The 20,502-nt window shown below is 73.5% G+C and carries 17 protein-coding genes; 11 read left to right on the forward strand and 6 right to left on the reverse strand.

What is annotated here, in order from left to right; translation table 11 throughout:
* Positions 1-18: 18 nt before the first annotated feature.
* From ACLGIH_RS27440 to hmgA, 3 genes are read right to left on the reverse strand one after another with little or no spacing between them, the layout of a single operon-like run.
* A complete protein-coding gene (locus tag ACLGIH_RS27440) occupies positions 19-1,179 on the reverse strand; it encodes a type ISP restriction/modification enzyme (protein ID WP_416527961.1) in 1,161 nt (386 codons plus the stop codon).
* A gap of 23 nt (positions 1,180-1,202) precedes the next feature.
* Positions 1,203-1,952: a GntR family transcriptional regulator gene (locus ACLGIH_RS27445; protein WP_416527962.1), complete on the reverse strand. Its 750-nt coding sequence runs from the start codon at positions 1,950-1,952 to the stop codon at positions 1,203-1,205.
* A gap of 26 nt (positions 1,953-1,978) precedes the next feature.
* Positions 1,979-3,340 carry a homogentisate 1,2-dioxygenase gene (gene hmgA / locus ACLGIH_RS27450; protein ID WP_416527963.1) on the reverse strand — a complete coding sequence of 454 codons (1,362 nt, stop codon included), beginning with the start codon at positions 3,338-3,340 and terminating at the stop codon, positions 1,979-1,981.
* A 443-nt stretch (positions 3,341-3,783) separates the two neighbouring features.
* Between hmgA and ACLGIH_RS27455 the strand changes: the two genes are divergently transcribed.
* The 8 genes from ACLGIH_RS27455 to ACLGIH_RS27490 all read left to right on the forward strand — a co-directional run bounded on the left by ACLGIH_RS27455 (position 3,784) and on the right by ACLGIH_RS27490 (position 15,582).
* Positions 3,784-4,401, forward strand: a complete 618-nt coding sequence (locus tag ACLGIH_RS27455; RefSeq protein WP_416527964.1) for a TetR/AcrR family transcriptional regulator — start codon at positions 3,784-3,786, stop codon at positions 4,399-4,401.
* 224 nt (positions 4,402-4,625) lie between these two features.
* Positions 4,626-6,857 (forward strand): molybdopterin oxidoreductase family protein, encoded by a 2,232-nt coding sequence (locus ACLGIH_RS27460; protein ID WP_416527965.1) that lies wholly within the window; start codon positions 4,626-4,628, stop codon positions 6,855-6,857.
* 133 nt (positions 6,858-6,990) lie between these two features.
* Positions 6,991-8,448, forward strand: a complete 1,458-nt coding sequence (locus tag ACLGIH_RS27465; RefSeq protein WP_416527966.1) for a CitMHS family transporter — start codon at positions 6,991-6,993, stop codon at positions 8,446-8,448.
* Positions 8,449-8,470: 22 nt separating this feature from the next.
* Positions 8,471-9,703, forward strand: coding sequence for an MFS transporter (locus tag ACLGIH_RS27470; protein WP_416527967.1), 1,233 nt, complete (start codon positions 8,471-8,473; stop codon positions 9,701-9,703).
* Positions 9,704-10,062: 359 nt separating this feature from the next.
* Positions 10,063-11,409 (forward strand): ABC transporter ATP-binding protein, encoded by a 1,347-nt coding sequence (locus tag ACLGIH_RS27475; protein ID WP_416527968.1) that lies wholly within the window; start codon positions 10,063-10,065, stop codon positions 11,407-11,409.
* 105 nt (positions 11,410-11,514) lie between these two features.
* Entirely contained in the window at positions 11,515-12,903 is a 1,389-nt protein-coding gene (locus ACLGIH_RS27480; protein WP_416527969.1) for an aldehyde dehydrogenase family protein, read from the forward strand.
* 16 nt (positions 12,904-12,919) lie between these two features.
* Positions 12,920-14,005: a Zn-dependent alcohol dehydrogenase gene (locus tag ACLGIH_RS27485; RefSeq protein WP_416527970.1), complete on the forward strand. Its 1,086-nt coding sequence runs from the start codon at positions 12,920-12,922 to the stop codon at positions 14,003-14,005.
* 233 nt (positions 14,006-14,238) lie between these two features.
* Complete coding sequence (locus ACLGIH_RS27490) at positions 14,239-15,582, forward strand: MFS transporter (protein ID WP_416527971.1); 1,344 nt, start codon at positions 14,239-14,241, stop codon at positions 15,580-15,582.
* Here ACLGIH_RS27490 and ACLGIH_RS27495 read toward each other — a convergent pair.
* From ACLGIH_RS27495 to ACLGIH_RS27505, 3 genes are all read right to left on the reverse strand, one after another.
* On the reverse strand, positions 15,568-16,524 hold the full coding sequence (locus tag ACLGIH_RS27495; protein WP_416529491.1) for a DMT family transporter: 957 nt from the start codon (positions 16,522-16,524) through the stop codon (positions 15,568-15,570). The genes ACLGIH_RS27490 and ACLGIH_RS27495 overlap by 15 nt on opposite strands.
* Positions 16,525-16,747: 223 nt before the next feature.
* Complete coding sequence (locus ACLGIH_RS27500) at positions 16,748-17,461, reverse strand: ArsR/SmtB family transcription factor (protein ID WP_416527972.1); 714 nt, start codon at positions 17,459-17,461, stop codon at positions 16,748-16,750.
* 52 nt (positions 17,462-17,513) lie between these two features.
* Positions 17,514-18,155: a TetR/AcrR family transcriptional regulator gene (locus ACLGIH_RS27505; RefSeq protein WP_416527973.1), complete on the reverse strand. Its 642-nt coding sequence runs from the start codon at positions 18,153-18,155 to the stop codon at positions 17,514-17,516.
* An 89-nt stretch (positions 18,156-18,244) separates the two neighbouring features.
* Between ACLGIH_RS27505 and ACLGIH_RS27510 the strand changes: the two genes are divergently transcribed.
* From ACLGIH_RS27510 to ACLGIH_RS27520, 3 genes are all read left to right on the forward strand, one after another.
* Positions 18,245-19,396, forward strand: a complete 1,152-nt coding sequence (locus ACLGIH_RS27510) for an acyl-CoA dehydrogenase family protein (protein ID WP_416527974.1) — start codon at positions 18,245-18,247, stop codon at positions 19,394-19,396.
* Positions 19,397-19,457: 61 nt separating this feature from the next.
* Positions 19,458-19,745, forward strand: a complete 288-nt coding sequence (locus tag ACLGIH_RS27515; RefSeq protein ID WP_416527975.1) for a YiaA/YiaB family inner membrane protein — start codon at positions 19,458-19,460, stop codon at positions 19,743-19,745.
* A gap of 112 nt (positions 19,746-19,857) precedes the next feature.
* Complete coding sequence (locus ACLGIH_RS27520; RefSeq protein WP_416527976.1) at positions 19,858-20,502, forward strand: TetR/AcrR family transcriptional regulator; 645 nt, start codon at positions 19,858-19,860, stop codon at positions 20,500-20,502.

The raw sequence follows: 20,502 nt of genomic DNA on the forward strand, positions 1-20,502 counted from the left end.
CCGGCCGGCCCGCCGGCCCTACAGGAGCGCCAGCTGCCCCTCGGGCCCCTCTTCCCGCCCGTCCAGCACGGAGGCGGGCCGGCGGGCGGTGCCGGGCACCGGGAGTACTCCGGCCGCGTGCAGCTCGGCCGTCGTGACCGGGTCGGTCACCGTCAACTCCGCTCGCTGCGGGCGAAGTTCGGCGAGGAGTGCCAGGACCGTGATCAGTTCCAGCAGTTCGGAGGTCCAGGACTGCGGCCAGACGGCCGGGCGGATCGCGGCCAGGGTACCCGGCTCGGGCTCGGTGGTGCGGGCCGCGAACCACTGCTCCAGGACCCGTACGCCACCGGCCTCGAAGTCCCAGGCGTCCGGCGGCACCGGGGAGACACGGCCCTCGTCGAGGTGGAGGACCTCTTCGTCCCGGTCGTAGTGCAGGGTCAGCGGGCGCCGCGGCAGCGGGGCGCGGACGTACGGGCGGCGCCCGCCGGGCAGCTTGGGGCGCTCGCCGTCCCGGCGCATCAGCCACAGCACCCGGCGGCCCAGCGCGACGCCGCGGGCCCACAGCGCCGGGTCCGCGGTGAGCGGCACGGCGGTGGTGGTGCCGGGGCGTGCGGCCGCCACGATCCAGGCCAGCACGTCCAGCGGGTCGGGGCGGTGACCGAGGCGGGCGGCCAGGTGGTCCAGCAGCCCGGGGGCGAGGTTCGGCTCGGCGGCGCCGGGGCGGCGGTAGAGCGGGCGGACGCGGCCGGGGCCGAGCAGCGGGAGCAGTGAGGTCGCCAGGAGGCCGTCGGCGGCGTCGGCGCCCTCCAGCAGGAACACCTGCCGCTCGTCCGCCACCCGCCACAGCTCCGGCCGGGCCGCGTCGATCAGCCGGTGGTCGGGGATCAGCCACTGCTCGTCGAACGGCGCGCGCAGCACCCGTACCGGCTCGGGGCACGGCCCCGAGGCGCGGGCCAGCTTCTCCGTACCTGCCGAGCCGCCCGGCAGCTGCCCGACCGCCGAGTGCAGGGTGCGCGAGCGCGTCGGCTGGAGCAGGGCCGCGCGGTCCGGCTCCTCCGCCTTCACCAGGGCGTCCCAGCGGGCCTTGAGGGACGACGGGTCGGGGCCCGCCGGCCAGCCCCGGCCGAGCCGCGGCGGGGCGACGGACCACGGCATGAGATCCGCCAGCGGCGGAGCGTCGTCGTGCGTCACGCCGGGCATCGTACGACGGGCCGTCACCGCGGTCAGGTGGCGTCGAGCGTGACGGTGAAGGAGAAGCGGTCCCCCCGGTAGTGGATGACCGCCACGTCCAGCACCCGCCCGTCGGTGTCGTAGGTGATGCCGGTGTAGTGCAGGATCGGGCTGAGCAGCGGCACTTGGAGCAGCCGCGCGGTGTCCGGGTCCGCGAGCCGCGCCTCCACGGTGTCGGTGATGCGGCTGATGCCGACGCCCACCACGTCCCGCAGCACCTTGGTCATCGGCCAGCGGACCAGATCGCCCGGGTCGATGCGGGCGGCCAGTTCCGGACGGACGTAGTTGTGGGCGTGGTTGGTGGGCTCGCCGGTCTTCTCGTCGCTGCGCAGCCGGTGGTACGTCGCCACCTCGCCGACTCCCGGGAAGTACTGGGCCAGTTCCGCCGGCACCGGCCCGGTGCCCTGGTCCAGCAGTTCGGTCGCCATGCCGGACTGCTGGGCCACGATCGCGTCCACCGAGCCGAGCAGGCGCACCGGGGCTCCCCGCAGGGCGTGCGGCTCGATGAACGTGCCGCGCCGTCGGTGGCGGGTGATCAGCCCCTCGTCCTCCAGCTCCTTCAGTGCCTGCCGCATGGTCAGCACGCTGACGCCGTAGTGCCCGGCCAGCTGTTCCTCGGTGGGCAGGCGCAGCGGGTCCTGGGGCGAGCGGCCGAGTATCGAGGCGCGCAGCGACTGCGAGACCTGGTACCAGAGCGGCAGCTTGCGGTTCAGGACGATGGAGTCCGGGGCGAAGGAGGTCACGGCCTATCCGTACCGGGCGGGGACGCTCATGGCAACGGGCGGAAGTGCCGCTCGAGGCCCTGCCACACGTCGTCGTACCCCTGTTGCAGGTGCTCGGCCCCGGCCGCCTGGGGCGTGAGGGTCACCGGCCAGCGGGTCTCGAACATGAACGCCAGCCCGTCGTCGACCTTCTGCGGCTTCAGCTCGGCGGCGCTCGCCCTGTCGAACGTCTCCCGGTCCGGGCCGTGCGCCGACATCATGTTGTGCAGCGAGCCGCCGCCGGGGACGAAGCCCCCCTCTCCGGCCGCCTTCGCGTCGTAGGCGCCCTCGATCAGGCCCATGTACTCGCTCATCACGTTCCGGTGGAAGTAGGGCGGCCGGAAGGTGTCCTCGCCCACCAGCCAGCGCGGCGCGAACACCACGAAGTCGATGCCCGCGAGGCCCGGGGTGTCGGTCGGGGAGGTGAGCACCGTGAAGATCGAGGGGTCCGGGTGGTCGTAGGAGATCGTCCCGAGGACGTTGAAGCGCCGCAGGTCGTAGACGTACGGCAGGTGGTTTCCGTGCCAGGCGACGACGTCGAGCGGGGAGTGGCCGTAGGTGGCCGTCCAGAGGTTGCCGCAGAACTTGTTCACCACCTCGACTGGGCCCTCGACGTCCTCGTACGCCGCCACCGGGGCGAGGAAGTCACGGGGGTTGGCCAGTCCGTTGGCGCCGATCGGGCCGAGGTCGGGCAGGCGGAAGGGGGCGCCGTAGTTCTCGCAGACGTAGCCGCCGGCCGACTCGTCCAGGAGCTGCACCCGGAAGCGCACGCCGCGCGGGACCAGGGCGACATGGCCCGGCTCGGCGTGCAGCAGCCCGAACTCGGTGCGCAGCAGCAGGCCGCCGTGCTCGGGGACGATCAGCAGCTCGCCGTCGGCGTCGCTGAAGACGCGGTCCATGTCGGCGGTGGCGTGGTAGAGGTGCACGGCCATGCCGGTGCGCCGGGTCGCGTCGCCGTTGCCGCCGAGGGTCCACAGCCCGGCCAGGAAGTCCGTGCCGGCCGGGGGCTCGGGCAGGGGGTTCCAGCGCAGCCGGTTCGGGTCCGGCACGGACTCGGTGAAGGGGGCGGTGCGCAGCGCGCCGTTGTCCGTGCGGGTGAACGCCGGATGGGCGGCCGACGGGCGGATGCGGTACAGCCACGAGCGGCGGTTGTGCGCCCGCGGCTCGGTGAACGCCGTGCCGCTCAGCTGCTCGGCGTACAGCCCGAGGGGCGCCCGCTGGGGGGAGTTCCGGCCCTCGGGGAGGGCGCCCGGCACGGCCTCGGAGCTGTGCTCGTTGCCGAACCCCGTCAGGTAGGACAGCCCTTCCGCGGTCTTCCGCGCTTCCCCACGCTCGGACCCCCTCGCGCGGGAGGTACCCCCATCGCTCATGTTCGCTCCCTCGCCACCCGCGGCACACACGCCGACTGATTCCTATGTACTACCGTAGGATTGCGGTTGCCGTCGCGCAAGAGGGTTCGTGACCGTGACCGGAACCCGACCCAGGGGGGATCCGAGCCGTCGGACTCGTGTTCTACGCTCGCCGGCATGTCGTGGACGCGGAGACCTCGCATCGCGCTCTCGGCCCGCGCCCTGCCGCCGGCCGGCACCGCGGGCCGCGGTGCCGAGTGCCGCCTCGGCGCCGGTCCGGTCCCGCCCGGCGCGCACCACGTCGCCGTCCGCCCCCACTCCGACGGCGGGGCGGTCCGGGCGGCCGGGTCCCCGGCCGGCGGTGCGGGCCCGGCGGCCGGTGAGCCCGGTGCCGTGATGAGTGCCGCGGGGGTCCGGGTCCGTACCGGAGGCCACAGTTCACCGGACAGTGGCGGGAAGGCATCATGAAGACCGTGCCCCACGCGACCTCGCTCCGCCGTGCCCCCGTGCAGCGGCGCAGTGCCGAACGGCTGACCAGGATCCTGGACGCCTGTGCCGAACTCCTCGACGAGGTCGGCTACGACGCCCTGAGCACCCGTGCCGTCGCCCAGCGCGCCGGTGTCCCCATCGGCTCGGTGTACCGCTTCTTCGGCAACAAGCGGCAGATGGCCGACGCCCTCGCCCAGCGCAACCTGGAGCGGTACGCGGAGCGCGTGACCGAGCGCCTCGAGGGGGCCGGGGGCGGAGGCTGGCGCGCGGCACTGGACACGGTGCTCGACGAGTACCTGGCGATGAAGCGGTCCGCTCCCGGCTTCTCGCTGGTCGACTTCGGCAACCAGATCCCGGTCGGCCACCGCCCCTGCGTGCCGAACCACCGCGTCGCCGACCGCCTCACCGATCTGGTCTCCGGCCACCTCGGCCGCCGCCCCGACGACGACCTGCGCCGCACCTTCCTCGTGGCGGTGGAGGCCGCCGACGCCCTCGTGCAGCTGGCCTTCCGGATCGCCCCGGACGGGGACCGGAAGATCCTCCAGGAGGCGCGGGAGCTGTTGCGCGCCTATCTGGAGCGGGTGCTCGACTGAACGGCGCGGGTGCTCGACCGGACGGCCGGGTGCCCGACGGAACGGAGCGGGTGCTCGACGCGGAGCGGTGCCCGATACGGAGCGGTGCCCGACCGGACGGCGCGGGAATCCGGGACCTCCCGGCCCGAGGGGCTCCCCGGCATGCATACCGGTCGGTATGCTGCACCCTGCGTCCCTGCGTCCCTGCGTCCCAGCGCCCCCGCCGCCGCCCACCGGGAGGACCCGTGTCCCGCACCGCCCTGCGCATCTGTCCCCTGTGCGAGGCCACCTGTGGCCTGACCCTGACCATCGACGGCAGCCGTGTCACCGCCGCCCGCGGCGACCGCGACGACGTCTTCAGCCGGGGCTTCGTCTGCCCCAAGGGCGCCTCCTTCGGTGCCGTCGACTCCGACCCCGACCGGCTGCGCACGCCCCTGGTCCGCCGGGACGGCGCCCTGCGCGAGGCCTCCTGGGAGGAGGCCTTCGACGCGGTCGCCGCGGGCCTCCGGCCGGTCGTCGAACGGCACGGACCGCACGCCGTCGGCATCGTCCTCGGCAACCCCAACGTGCACACGATGGCCGGCGCCCTCTACCCGCCGGTCCTGCTCGGCGCGCTCGGCACCCGGAGCCTGTTCACCGCCTCCACGGTCGACCAGATGCCCAAGCACGTCTCCAGCGGGCTGCTGTACGGCGACGCCAACGCCATCCCCGTGCCCGACCTGGACCGCACCGACCACCTGCTGCTGATCGGCGCCAACCCCCTGGAGTCCAACGGCAGCCTGTGCACCGCCCCCGACTTCCCGGGGCGCCTGAAGGCGCTGAAGGCACGCGGCGGCACCCTCACCGTCATCGACCCGCGCCGCACCCGCACCGCGAAGCTCGCCGACCGGCACATCGCCGTCCGCCCCGGCACCGACGCCCTGCTGCTCGCCGCGACGGCGCACGTCCTGTTCGACGAGGACCTCGCCGACCTCGGCGCCCTCGCCCCGCACGTCCAGGGCCTCGGCGAACTCCGCGACGCACTGCGGGACTTCACGCCGGAGGCCGCCGCGGACGCCTGCGACGTGGACGCCGCCGTGATCCGCACCCTCGCCCGGGACCTCGCCGCCGCCCCCACCGCCGCCGTCTACGGCCGCATCGGCAGCTGCACGGTCCCGCACGGCACCCTCGCCAGCTGGCTCGTGGACGTCCTCAACATCCTCACCGGCAACCTCGACCGGCCCGGCGGCGCCCTCTTCCCCCAGGCCGCCACCGACAAGACCCCGCGCCCCGCCGGACCCGGCCGCGGCTTCGCGCTCGGCCGCTGGCACTCCCGGGTGAGCGGGCACCCGGAGGCGAAGGGCGAACTGCCGCTGTCCGCCCTCGCCGAGGAGATCGACACCGCCACCGACGAGGGCGAGCCGATCCGCGCCCTGCTCGCGATCGCCGCCAACCCCGTGCTGTCCGCACCCGACGGCGACCGCCTCGACAAGGCCCTCGACTCGCTCGACTTCATGGTCAGCGTCGACCCCTACCTCAACGAGACCTCGCGCCACGCGCACGTCGTGCTGCCGCCGCCCCCGCCCGCCCAGAGCCCGCACCACGACTTCGCCCTCAACACCCTCGCCGTGCACAACCAGGTCCGTTACACCCGCCCCGCCGTGCCGCTGGAGCCCGGCCGCATGGCGGAGACCGAGATCCTGGCCCGGCTGGTCCTGGCGGTGAGCGGCATGCACGGCGCCGACCCGGCCGCCGTCGACGCCATGGTGATCGAGCAGACCCTCGGCAAGGCGGTGCAGGACCCGCACTCGCCCGTGCACGGCCGCGACCCCGGTGAACTGACCGGACTGCTCACCGGCGACAACGGCCCCGAGCGCCGGCTGGACCTGATGCTGCGCCTCGGACCCTACGGCGACGGTTTCGGCGTACGACCGGACGGGCTGACCCTGGACAGGCTGCTCGCGCACCCGCACGGCATCGACCTCGGGCCGCTGTGCCCGCGCCTGCCGCAGCCGCTGAAGACCCGCAGCGGCAAGGTGGAACTGCTGCCGCAGCCGATCGCCGGCGACCTGCCCCGGCTGCGGCGGGCGCTCGCCGACCGCCCGGCCGGGCTCGTCCTGGTCGGCCGCCGTCACCTGCGCTCCAACAACAGCTGGATGCACAACATCCCCGCCCTGACCGGCGGCTCCAACCGCTGCACCGTGCACATCAACCCCGAGGACGCCGAACGCCTCGGCGTGCGGGACGGAGCGGCGGTACGCGTCAAGGGCGCCGGGGGAGAGGTGACGGCCCCGGCGGAGGTCACGGACGCGATCCGGACGGGCGTGGTGAGCCTCCCGCACGGCTGGGGCCACGACCGGCCCGGCACCCGGCTGCGGCACGCCGCCGACGACCCCGGAGTCAACGTCAACCAGCTCCTCGACGGCAGCCTGCTCGACCCGCTGTCGGGCAACGCGGTCCTCAACGGGGTGCCCGTCGAGCTGACCCCGGCACCGTAAGCAGGGCTGTGACCTGGAGTTTTGCGCTTATTGCTCGCTCGTCAACGTCTTGTTAACGCCGCTTTGCGGCACCTAACGTCGTCGCACCGCCTGCCCGGTGGGATGTTCAAGGGCGAACGTTAGGTATCCACTCATGCTGACCATCCTCGGCTTCGCCATGATCGCGACCTTCCTGGTCCTGATCATGCTGAAGAAGATGTCGCCGATCGCGGCGCTCGTGCTGATCCCCGCGCTGTTCTGCGTGCTCGTCGGCCAGGGCGCCCGGCTCGGCGACTACGTCATCGACGGCGTGACCGACCTCGCCCCCACCGCGGCGATGCTCATGTTCGCGATCGTCTACTTCGGCGTGATGATCGACGTCGGACTGTTCGACCCGATCGTCCGCGCCATCCTCCGGTTCTGCAAAGCGGACCCGATGCGCATCGTCGTCGGCACCGCGCTGCTCGCCGCGATCGTCTCCCTGGACGGCGACGGCTCGACCACCTTCATGATCACCGTCTCGGCGATGTACCCGCTGTACAAGCGGCTGAAGATGAGCCTGGTGGTGCTGACCGGTGTCGCCGCCATGGCCAACGGCGTGATGAACACCCTGCCCTGGGGCGGCCCCACCGCCCGTGCCGCCACCGCGCTGAAGGTCGACGCCGGCGACATCTTCGTTCCGATGATCCCGGCGCTCGCCGTCGGCCTGCTGTTCGTCATCGGCCTCTCCTACGTTCTCGGCCTGCGCGAGCGCAAGCGGCTCGGCACGCTCGCGCTGGACGAGGTGCTGGTGGAGGAGAAGGAGACCGTCCTGGTCGGCGCCGGTGCCGGTGCCGGTGCGGGTGCCGGGGGCTCCTCCGGCGGCCCGGCCTCCTCCGGCGGTGCGAAGGCCGGCGGCGCGACCCGGTCCGGTGCCGGCGAGGGCGAGGGCGATGGCGGCGGCGAGGCGGGCACCGAGGACGACGAGCGGTTCCAGGCCCTCGACCCGGACCGGCCCACCCTGCGCCCCAAGCTGTACTGGTTCAACGCGCTGCTCACGGTGGTCCTGCTCACCGCCATGATCATGCAGTGGCTGCCGATCCCGGTGCTGTTCCTGCTCGGCGCCGCGGTGGCGCTCACCGTGAACTTCCCGCGCATGGCCGACCAGAAGGCCCGGATCGCCGCCCACGCCGACAACGTCCTGAACGTCTCCGGCATGGTCTTCGCCGCCGCCGTCTTCACCGGTGTGCTCACCGGCACCGGCATGGTCGACCACATGGCGCGCTGGCTGGTGGACGTCATCCCCGACGGCATGGGCCCGCACATGGGCCTGGTCACCGGCCTGCTCAGCCTGCCGCTCACCTACTTCATGTCCAACGACGGCTTCTACTTCGGCATCCTCCCGGTCCTCGCCGAGGCCGGTCAGGCGCACGGGGTGTCCTCACTGGAGATCGCCCGCGCCTCGATCGTCGGCCAGCCGCTGCACATGTCGAGCCCGCTCGTCCCGGCCGTCTACGTCCTGGTCGGCATGGCCAGGGTCGAGTTCGGCGACCACACGCGGTTCGTGGTGAAGTGGGCCGCCCTCACCTGCCTGATCATCCTGGCGGCGGGCATCCTGTTCGGCATCGTCTGAACCGGCTGGGAGGACACGCGACATGGCGCCCGGTGGGAACCGCGGCTGGCTGCTCCGCCTCGTCATCGCCTTCAGCTTCGCGCAGGGAGCGGTGTCCATGGCCCGGCCCGCCGTCTCCTACCGGGCCCTCGCGCTGGGCGCGGACGAGCGGGCGGTCGGCGTCATCGCGGGCGTGTACGCGCTGCTGCCGCTGTTCGCGGCCGTGCCCCTGGGCCGCCGGACCGACCACGGCAGGTGCGCGCCGCTGCTGCCGGCCGGCGTGGTGCTGATCGCCGGTGGCTGCGCGCTCAGCGGTGCCGCCGGTTCGCTGTGGGCGATGGCGCTGTGGAGCGGGGTGATGGGCCTCGGCCACCTGTGCTTCGTGATCGGCGCCCAGTCGCTGGTCGCCCGGCAGTCGGCGCCGCAGGACCAGGACCGCAACTTCGGCCACTTCACGATCGGCGCCTCGCTCGGCCAGCTCGTCGGCCCCGTCGCGGCCGGCTCGCTGGTCGGCGGCCACACCATGGCGGCCGGCAGCGCGCTCGCCCTGCTGGTCGCGGGGGCGGGCGCGGCGATGGCGTTCACGTCGCTGTGGCGGATCGAGCACCCGACGGCCGCCAGTCCCCGTACCGAGCGGGGACGGCGGGTGCCCGTGCACCGCATCCTGCGGGCCCGCGGCGTACCCGCGGGCATCCTGATCAGTCTGTCGGTACTGTCCGCGACCGACGTCCTCACCGCCTATCTGCCGGTGGTCGGCGAGCACCGGGGCATCGCGCCGTCGGTCATCGGCGTGCTGCTCAGCCTCCGCGCGGCGGCCACGATCGCCTGCCGGCTGGTGCTGACGCCGCTGCTGCGGCTGGTGGGCCGCACCCTGCTGCTGACGGTCACCTGCCTGCTGGCCGCCCTGCTGTGCGCCGGCATCGCGCTGCCGGTGCCGGCGTGGGTGCTCGCGCTGATGCTGGTCCTGCTGGGCTTCTGCCTCGGGGTGGGCCAGCCGCTGTCCATGACCACCGTCGTCCAGGCGGCTCCCGCCGAGGCCCGCTCCACCGCCCTCGCCCTGCGCCTGAGCGGCAACCGGCTCGGCCAGGCCGCCGCGCCGGCCGGGGCGGGACTGGTCGCCGGTGTCGCGGGGGTGGCCGCACCGTTCTCCATGCTGGGCGCGCTGCTCCTGCTCTCCGCGGGCGTCGCCCTGCGCTCCCCGGCCGGACCGGCGCAGGACCCGGCCCCCGGAAGCGGTTCCCGCCGCCCCCGCCTGCCGGGCCGCGCCTCCCGCTGACGCGGGCCCCGGCCGGACCGGCCGTTCCACCCTGACCGCCCCGGACGGCCCACCACGACCGCCCCGGACGGTAGCCGCCGGGACCGCTCCGACCGCACCCGCCCGGTAGCCGCCGTGGCTGCCCCGACCGCACCGGACGGAACTGTCACGCCGCAGCGGCCCGGCCGCGACGGCCACGGCTGCAGGAACACAGGCATCCGCTTTCTCACCGGTCGGACAGTGGCGCCCGATACCGTCCCGCGTCTTCCCCGGCCGCGCACATTCCGTTAGCTTCCGTGACCCACACGCCCCGTTCGACCCGCACGAGGCGTCCGACCGCGGAGCTTCAGCGCTCAAGTCGGCCCCGGGGGGCACCCCTCATGACACGCGCCATCTCCCTGCACGACGTGAGCAAGACCTACCCGCGAGGCGTCCGCGTGGTGGACCGGCTGTCGCTGGACATCGCGCCCGGCGAGTTCCTCGTCCTGCTCGGCCCTTCCGGCTGCGGCAAGTCCACCGTCCTGCGGATGATCGCCGGCCTGGAGGAGATCACCGAGGGAGAGCTGCTGCTGGACGGCGAGTACGCCAACCACCTGCTCCGCGCCGAGCGGCGCATGGCGATGGTCTTCCAGAACTTCGCGCTCTACCCGAACATGACCAGCCGGGGCAACATCGGCTTCCCGCTGCGGGTCGAGGACCCGCAGACCGACCCCCGGCCCCGCGTGGACGCCACCGCCCGCATGCTCGGCATCGAGGATGTCCTGGACCGCTTCCCCGCCCAGCTCTCCGGCGGCGAACGCCAGCGCGTGGCGATGGGGCGGGCGATCGCCCGCCACCCCACCGCCTTTCTGATGGACGAGCCGCTGTCCAACCTCGATGCCAAGCTCCGCAGCCATCTGCGCGCCGAGATCGCGAAGCTCACCCGGGAGCTGGGCGTCACCACCCTGTACGTCACCCACGACCAGTCCGAGGCCATGTCGCTCGGCGACCGGGTCGCCGTGCTGCGCGGCGGCGCCCTCCAGCAGATCGGCTCCCCGCGCCAGGTCTACGCCCTGCCGGCCAACGTCTTCGCCGCCGCCTTCATCGGCACCCCGCGCATCAACCTGCTGCGCGGCCTGGTCCGCGCGCCGCTCGACGGGGCGATGAGCATCAGCCTGGGCAAGCAGTTCCTGCGCCTGCCCGAACCGCTCTCCCCGGACCACCAGTTGCTGCGCGTCCAGCAGGGCCGCGAGGTCATCGTCGGACTGCGCTCGGAGGCGGTGCGGATCGGCGAGCCCGCCGCCGCCGGCCCCGGCGAGGTGCACATCACCGGCCTGGTGGAACACGTCGAGTTCCAGGGGCACGAGGCGCTGGTCCACTTCGACACCGGCTCCCGCCCCGTCGTCGTACCGGAGCTGGAGGCCCCGCGGCCCGCCCGCCCCTCCCGGCGCCGCCGCCGCGAGAGCCGCGACGCCACGGTCCTGGACCGCCTGAGGGAGCGCGCCGGTGCGGCCCTGCGCGCCGGACCGGTCGCCGTGCTGGACGACCCGCCGGGCCCGCGGCCCGCCCCCGCGCCCCCCGATGGGCGCCTCCCCGGCGACCTCATCGTCCGTACCACCCCCGACATCGACCTCCGCCACGGCATGCAGGTCCCCCTCCTCGTCGATCTCGCCCACCTGTTCGTCTTCGATCAGCACGGCGAACGGATCTGCCCGGCCCCGGCACGGCTGCCCGATCTGGAGGAGTGAACCGGCGGCACGGTGACCCGTGCCATTCCGGAGGCCCCTGGTGCCAGAAAACTAACGGCGCTAGTTTGGAGTTTCGGACGACGAGGCCCGCCCGGAAGGAACGCCATGAAGGCACACGACGGCATGTACATCGACGGCACCTGGCGACCCGCCGACGGCCGGGACACGATCGAGGTCGTGAACCCGGCCGACGAGCAGGTGATCGGCCGGGTCCCGGCCGGCACCGCACTCGACGTCGACACCGCCGTACGGGCCGCCCGCACCGCCCTGCCCGGCTGGGCCGCCACCCCGCCCGCCGAGCGGGCCGCGCGGCTGGCCGCGCTCAGGGACGTCCTGGTGGCCCGCAAGGACGAGATCGCCGAGACCGTCACCGCCGAGCTGGGCTCGCCGCTGAAGTTCTCGCAGGCCGTGCACGTCGGCGCGCCGATCGCCGTCGCGGGCTCGTACGCCGAGCTGGCGGCGACGTACGCCTTCGAGGAGAAGGTCGGCAACTCCACCGTCCACCACGAGCCGATCGGCGTCGTCGGCGCCATCACCCCGTGGAACTACCCGCTCCACCAGATCGTCGCCAAGGTCGCCCCGGCACTCGCCGCCGGCTGCACGATCGTCCTGAAGCCCGCGGAGGACACCCCGCTCACCGCCCAGCTGTTCGCCGAGGCGGTGCACGAGGCCCGCGTCCCGGCGGGCGTCTTCAACCTGGTCACCGGTCTCGGCCCGGTCGCCGGCCAGGCCCTCGCCGAGCACCCGGGCGTCGACCTGGTCTCCTTCACCGGCTCCACCGCCGTCGGCCGGCGGATCGGTGCGACCGCCGGCGCCGCCGTGAAGAAGGTCGCCCTCGAACTCGGCGGCAAGTCCGCCAACGTCATCCTGCCGAGCGCCGACCTCGCCAAGGCGGTCAACGTCGGGGTCGCCAACGTCATGTCCAACGCCGGCCAGACGTGCAGCGCCTGGACCCGCATGCTGGTCCACCGCGACCAGTACGCCGAGGCCGTCGAACTGGCCGCGGAGGCCGCCGCCAAGTACGGCGAGCGCATCGGCCCGGTCGTCAACGCCAAGCAGCAGGAGCGGGTGCGCGGTTACATCGAGAAGGGCGTCGCCGAGGGCGCCCGGCTCGTCGCGGGCGGCCCGGACGCGCCGCGCGAGCGGGGCTACTACGTCAGCCCCACCGTCTTCGCCGACGTCGAGCCGGAGATGACCATCGCCCAGGAGGAGATCTTCGGGCCGGTACTGTCCCTCCTGAAGTACGAGGACGAGGAGGACGCCCTGCGTATCGCCAACGGCACGGTCTACGGCCTCGCCGGCGCCGTGTGGGCCGGCGAGGAGAGCGAGGCCGTCGCCTTCGCCCGGCGCATGGACACCGGCCAGGTCGACATCAACGGCGGGCGGTTCAACCCGCTGGCCCCCTTCGGCGGGTACAAGCAGTCGGGCGTGGGGCGCGAGCTCGGCGCGCACGGCCTCGCCGAGTACCTCCAGACCAAGTCCCTCCAGTTCTAGGAGAGTTGCTTCCGTCATGGCTGTCCGTGCCGCCGTCGTCCCCGCCATCGGCGCCCCGCTGGAGATCACCGGCGTCGAGCTGCCCGAGCCCGGCCCCGGCCAGGTCCGCGTCAAGCTCGCCGCCGCCGGGGTCTGTCACTCCGACCTGTCCCTGTCCAACGGCACCATGCGGGTGCCGCTCCCCGCCGTCCTCGGCCACGAGGGCGCCGGTACCGTCCTCGCCGTCGGGGAGGGCGTCACCCACGTCGCCCCCGGCGACGCCGTCGTCCTCAACTGGGCGCCGTCCTGCGGCGCCTGCCACCCCTGCTCGCTCGGCGAGGTGTGGCTGTGCGTCAACGCCCTGGCCGGCGCCGCCGACGTGTACGCCCGCCGCGCCGACGACGGCACCGAGCTGCACCCCGGCCTGAACGTCGCCGCCTTCGCCGAGGAGACGGTGGTGGCGGCGTCCTGCGTGCTGCCCGCCCCGGACGGCATCCCGCTCACCGACGCCGCCCTGCTCGGCTGCGCCGTGCTCACCGGCTACGGTGCCGTCCACCACTCGGCGCAGGTCCGCGAGGGCGAGACGGTCGCCGTCTTCGGCGTCGGGGGAGTGGGCCTGGCGACGATCCAGGCCGCCCGGATCGCCGGCGCCTCCACGATCGTCGCCGTCGACGTCTCCCCCGAGAAGGAGGAACTGGCCCGCGCCGCCGGCGCCACCGAGTACCTCCTCGCCTCCGACACCACCGCCCGCGAGATCCGCGCCCTCACCGGCAAGCAGGGCGTCGACGTGGCCGTGGAGTGCGTCGGACGGGCGGCCGCCATCCGTACCGCCTGGGACTCCACCCGGCGTGGCGGACGCACCACGGTCGTCGGCATCGGCGGCAAGGACCAGCAGGTCACCTTCAACGCCCTGGAGATCTTCCACTGGGGCCGCACCCTGTCCGGCTGCGTCTACGGCAACTGCGACCCGGCCCGCGACCTGCCGGTGCTGGCCGAGCACGTGCGCACCGGCCGCCTGGACCTGGGCGCCCTGGTGACGGAGCGCATCGCGCTGGACGGCATCCCGGCGGCCTTCGAGAACATGCTCGCCGGCAAGGGCGGCCGGGCCCTGGTGATCTTCTAGACGGGCACCGCGGAGGGGTGCCGGAACCGTCCCCGGCACCCCTCCGAGGGCTGTCTCTGGCCACCCGTCCTTCCTGACCTCCCAGGTCACCCCCGGCCCGTCAGCCCGTCGGGGCCGTCCCGGGCACCGTTTCGCACAAACTTCCTGCACGACCGTTGACCACATACCGTCCGGTCAGTACGTTCCCGGGAACGCCCCCCACGTCCCCCCTCGCAACCCCGGAGCGTGCACGCATGGGCACCACCCCCTCCGCTCAGCCTCCTTCCGCCGAGCAGCTCTCCACCGCCGCCCCGTCGACCGCCAACCGCCGCCGCGTCGCCACCGCCGCGGCCCTCGCCTCGGCCGTGGAGTGGTACGACTACTTCGTCTTCGGCATCGCCGCGGCCCTCGTCCTCGGGGACCTGTACTTCCCGGCCGGCAGCCCCACCGCCGGGGTCCTGGCCTCCTTCGCCACCTTCGCCGTCGGCTTCCTGGCCCGCCCGCTCGGCGGCATCGTCGCCGGTCAGCTCGGTGACAAGAAGGGCCGCAAGCCGATGCTGGTCCTCGCGCTCACGCTGATGGGCGTGGCCACCACCGGCATCGGCCTGCTGCCGACGTACGAGACGATCGGCGTCGCCGCGCCGATCCTGCTCGTCCTGCTCCGCATCGCCCAGGGCGTCGCCGTCGGCGCCCAGTGGGGCGGCGCGATGCTGCTGGCCACCGAGTACGCCCCCGAGGGCAAGCGCGGCATCTACGGCAGCGTCGTCCAGCTCGGCGTCCCGATCGGCGTGGTCACGGCCAACACCGTCTTCCTGCTGGCGGGCGCGTTCACCTCCGAGTCGGCGTTCGAGGCCTGGGGCTGGCGGGTGCCGTTCGTGGTCGGCCTGCTCGTCCTGGGCCTCGCCTGGTACATCCACACCCGCGTGGAGGAGACCCCCGAGTTCCGGCAGGCCGAGCGGGCGCTGGCCGAGAAGGAGCAGAGCGAGCAGTCCTCCCCGCTGCGCGCGATCCTGCGCGGTCACCTCGGCACGGTCCTGCTGGCCGGCGGCTCCTTCGCCGTGAACACCGCCACCTTCTACATCATCATCACCGGCGTCCTCGACTACACCACCCGCGAACTGGACATGGACCACGGAGCGGTGCTCGCCGTCTCGCTCGGTGTCAGCCTGACCCAGCTGGTGCTGATCCCGGGCGCCGCCGCCCTCTCCGACCGGTTCGGCCGCATCCGGATCTACACGGTCGGGGCGGTCGGCATCGCCGTCTGGGCCGTCCCGCTGTTCCTGCTCATCGACACCGGCTCGCTGCTGTGGCTGGCGGTCGCCACCTTCGTCGCCAGCTGCTTCCTCAGCATCATGTACGGCCCCCAGGCCGCCCTGTTCGCCGAGCTGTTCACGCCGGAGATGCGCTACACCGGCGCTTCCCTCGGCTACCAGATCGCGGCCGTCGGCGGCGGCGGGCTCGCGCCCTTCATCATGGTGCTGCTGCTGGAGGCGACGGGCACCTCGATGGCCGTCTCCGGCTACATCATCCTGCTCTCGGTGATCGCCCTGGTGTCCATCAAGGTGCTGGCCGACAGGGCGCGTTCACGCCGACCGTGAGGCACGCTCGGGCCGCGGCTCCGGAACCGCTCCCGGCGCCGCGGCCCCCGACCCGCGGGCCCCGCTCCGCGACCGGGAGACCGCCACTCCCGCCAGGCACAGCGCCCCGCCAGCCAGGGTGAGCGGGCCGGGCACCTCGCCCAGCGCCAGCCACGACATCAGCACCACCAGCGCCGGCACCGCGTACGTGGTCGCCCCCATCCGCCCGGCGGTGGTCCGGGCCAGGGCGTACGCCCAGGTCGTGAACGCCAGCGCGGTCGGGAAGACACCGAGGTACACCATGTTGAGCGTCGCGGAGAGCGGCGCGTCCGCCGCCTCGTGCACCAGCTGCCCGGCGAACGGCAGGCACAGCACCGTCCCGACCAGGCAACCGAACGTCGTGACCTGAAGGGCGCTCGCCCGCCCCAGCGCCGGCTTCTGCGCCACGACCCCGGCGGCGTACGCGACGGCGGCCAGCAGGCACAGCACCACCCCGAGGACGGAGGACCCGCCCTCGCCCGACATCGACAGTCCCACGGTGACCGCACCGGCGAACGACACCACCATCCCGGCCAGCAGCCGCGGTGGCATCGCCTCGCCGAGCAGCCGGGCGCCGAGCAGGGCGATGAGGAGCGGACCCACGTTCACCACCAGGGCGGCGGTCCCGGCGTCCACCTGCTGCTCGCCCCAGTTGAGTACGACCATGTAGACGCCGAACCACAGCAGGCCCGCCGTCGCTGTCCCCGGCCAGGCCGCCCGCGGCGGCCACCCTTCCCGCCGGACGAGACAGATCACCCCCAGCGTCAGGGCTCCGGCCAGCAGCCGCCCGAGCGCCAGCGCGCCCGGCGAGTAGGCCTCGCCGGCGCTGCGGATGGAGACGAACGCGGAGGCCCACAGCACGACGGTGACGGTGGCCGCACCGGCGGCGAAAAGCTCCGGACGACGGGACGAAGAGAGGTTCATCATGCTCCTGAAACCAGAGAGAAGAGCGAGACGGAAGCTCGCGGTTTCCAGACCCCGACACCGGACACCGAGCCCTCGCGGCCCCCGGGCCCTGAGTCCTCGTCGCCCCGAGCCCGGGCCCACCCGGAACGCCGGAACGCCTGGGCCCCGGAACCCCGGGGCCGTGCCCCCGGGAATCCCGTCCCGGGCCCCGAGCCTCCGGGGCCCCGGCGTGGCCCGGGGTTCAGTGCAGTGCCGTCGGCTCGATGCCCAGTAGTTCGGACAGTGCGCGCTCACCCGTCGGCGTCACCTTCACCGCGCGCTCCGAGCCGATGCGCACGCACCAGCCCGAGTCCAGGGCGTGCCGGCACAGGGCCGCGCCCGCGACGCCGGCGAGGTGCGGGCGGCGCTCCGTCCAGTCCAGGCAGGCCCGGGCCAGCGGGCGGCGCCCGGTGCGCTCCAGGCGGATACCGACGGTGCCGAACCAGGTCAGCCCCGTGTCCGTGAGGGCGAAGCCGGCGTCCTGCCGCAACAGGCCCCGGGCGGTCAGCCCGTCGGTCACCGCGATACCGAGGCGTCCGGCGAGATGGTCGTAGCAGGTGCGCCCGCGGGCCATCGCCGAACCGGCGCTCGATGCCCGCAGCGTGCGCGGTCGCCGCGCCGCCGCCTCCGGCGCGACCTGGGCCGCCAGATCCTCCACCAGCTGGGCCACCCGCGCGTCGGCCAGCCGCACGTACCGGTGCCGCCCCTGTCGCTCCTCGGCGAGCAGACCTCCCGCGACGAGCTTGCCGAGGTGCTCGCTGAGCGTGGAGGCCGCGACCCCCGCGTGCCGGGCCAGCTCCCCGGCGGTCCACGCCCGCCCGTCCAGCAGCGCCAGCAGACACGCGGCCCGTGTCTCGTCGGCGATCAGCCCGGCCAGCCGGGCGAGCCCGACCGCCGTGGCGTCCCTGGTCGTCATGGCCCCAGCATGCGGCACGGACACTTCGGTCCCCGCCGAACCGTGAACCGGGCTACTCGTCCTGCCCCAGCTGCTCGTACTGCTGCACCAGCCCGTCCAGCAGGGCCGTCAGCCCCGTCTCGAAGGCGCGCTCGTCGATCTTCTCCTGCTGTTCGGCCAGCAGGTGGGCCTGTCCCAGGTGGGGGTAGTCGGCCGGGTCGTAGGCGCTCGCGTCGTCCACGAAGCCCCGGGCGAAGGAGCCGAGCGCGGAGCCCATGATGAAGTACCGCATCAGCGCGCCGATCGAGGTGGCCTGGGCCGGCGGCCAGCCCGCCTCGACCATCGCGCCGTACACGGCGTCGGCGAGCCGCAGCGCGGCCGGGCGGCGGCCGGGTCCGCTCGCCAGCACCGGGACGACGTTCGGGTGGTCGCGCAGGGCCGCCCGGTAGGAGACGGCCCAGTCGTGCAGGGCGGTCCGCCAGTCCCGGCCGTCCTCGAACATCGACAGGTCGACCTGCGCGCTCACCGAGTCGGCGACGGCCTCCAGGATCTCGTCCTTGGTGCGGAAGTGGTTGTACAGGGAGGGTCCGCTGACCCCCAGTTCCGCCGCGAGCCGACGCGTGGAGACGGCCGCGAGGCCCTCCGCGTCCACCAGCGCGCGGGCCGTCTCGACGATCCGGTCGGTGCTCAGCAGGGGCTTGCGCGGTCGGGCCATGGCGCACATAGTAGGGCTGCGAACAGAAACTAGCAGTGCTAATTTAAATGTACGACATTCAAGATCCGTCTTCTGTGGGGTGACGCGCCATGAACCTGGAGCTCAGCGAGGAGCAGACCGCCGTACGGCAGCTCGCCCGGGACTTCGTGGAGCGCGAGATCGCCCCCCACGTCGTCGCCTGGGACCGGGCCGAGGAGGTCGACCGGTCGCTCGTGAAGAAGCTCGGCGAGGTCGGCTTCCTCGGGCTGACCGTCGGCGAGGAGTACGGCGGCTCGGGCGGCGATCACCTCGCGTACTGCCTGGTGACGGAGGAGCTGGGCCGCGGCGACTCCTCGGTGCGCGGCATCGTCTCCGTCTCCCTCGGCCTGGTCGCCAAGACGATCTCCGCCTGGGGGAGCGAGGAGCAGAAGCGGCGCTGGCTGCCGGGGCTGACCTCCGGCGAGCTGGTCGGCTGCTTCGGCCTGACCGAACCGGGCACCGGCTCCGACGCCGGGAACCTCGCCACCCGGGCGGTCCGCGACGGCGACGACTACGTCATCAACGGCACGAAGATGTTCATCACCAACGGCACCTGGGCCGACGTCGTCCTGCTCTTCGCCCGCTCCACCGACGCCCCCGGCCACCAGGGCGTCTCCGCCTTCCTGGTGCCGGCCGACACCCCCGGGCTGACCCGCCGCACCATCCACGGCAAGCTCGGCCTGCGCGGCCAGGCCACCGCGGAACTGGTGCTCGAGGACGTGCGGGTGCCCGCGTCCGCGATGATGGCACCGGAGGGCAAGGGCTTCTCGGTCGCGATGTCGGCCCTCGCCAAGGGCCGGATGTCGGTCGCGGCGGGCTGCGTCGGCATAGCCCAGGCCGCGCTGGACGTGGCCGTGCGCTACGCGGGCGAGCGCGAGCAGTTCGGGAAGACCATCGCCCACCACCAGCTGGTGCAGGAGCTGATCAGCGACATCGCCGTCGACGTGGACGCCGCCCGGCTGCTGACCTGGCGGGTCGCCGATCTGATCGACCGCGGGCAGCCCTTCGCGGTCGAGTCCTCCAAGGCCAAGCTGTTCGCCTCGGAAGCCGCCGTCCGCGCGGCGAACAACGCCCTCCAGGTCTTCGGCGGTTACGGCTACATCGACGAGTACCCGGCGGGCAAGCTGCTGCGGGACGCCCGCGTGATGACCCTCTACGAGGGCACCAGCCAGATCCAGAAGCTGGTGATCGGGCGGGCGCTGACGGGTGTCTCCGCGTTCTGAGTACGGGGACTGAGTATCCGGGCGGATGTGGCGGCGGCCACATCCGCCGATGCTTGCTCCCATGAGCGACACACCGGTCAAGCAGCAGAGCACGGCCGCCTTCTACGGCCAGGCCGTCGCTTCCTTCGCGGTCGCCCTGGCCGCCACGGCCATCGGCATCTTCAACCTCCAGACCGACGCCTGGGTGCGCGCCTTCCTTGCCGTCGCCGTCCTCTACCTCGTCACCTCCGCCTTCACCCTGGCCAAGGTCATCCGCGACCGCCAGGAGGCCGGGCGGATCGTGAGCCGCGTCGACCAGGCGAGGCTGGAGAAGCTGCTCGCCGAGCACGATCCGTTCGAGAAGCTGTGAGGGGCGGCGCGGTGCGGGCCGCCGGTCACTCCTCCGCACCAGCTCTCTAAGCGACCGCTCACCTTCGCCGGGTATGGTGGAGCCTCCTGTCACCGAGAGAGGCGAGAGCGAGATGAGTACGGCGGAGGAGACGGCGGGCGGCGAGATCGAGCCGTGGGGCGAGGTCACGCCCGACGCGGCACGGCGGCTGCTGGTGGCCGCCGTGGAGGCCTTCGCCGAGCGCGGGTACCACGCGACGACCACCCGGGACATCGCGGGCCGTGCCGGAATGAGCCCGGCCGCGCTCTACATCCACTACAAGACCAAGGAAGAGCTGCTCCACCGCATCAGCCGGCTCGGCCACGACAAGGCGCTGAACATCCTGCGCGCGGCGGCCCGGGGAGAGGGCAGCGCGACCGAGCGGCTCGCCGACGCCGTCGGCTCCTTCGTCCGCTGGCACGCCGGGCGGCGTACGACCGCGCGGGTGGTCCAGTACGAACTGGACGCGCTCGGACCGGAGGCCCGCGCCGAGATCCTCGCGCTGCGCCGCCAGTGCGACGCCGAGGTGCGCGCGATCATCGAGGACGGCGTGGCGAGCGGCGAGTTCGAGGTGCTGGACCTCAAGGGCACGACCCTCGCCGTGCTCTCGCTCTGCATCGACGTCGCCCGCTGGTTCAACGTGGCCGGGCCCCGGACGCCCGACGAGGTCGGCGCGCTCTACGCCGACCTCGTACTGCGCATGGTGGGTGCGAAGCGTCCCGAGGCCGCTGGGCGATAG

It is taken from the genome of Streptomyces hamibioticus (assembly GCF_047946815.1).
Taxonomy (GTDB): domain Bacteria; phylum Actinomycetota; class Actinomycetes; order Streptomycetales; family Streptomycetaceae; genus Streptomyces.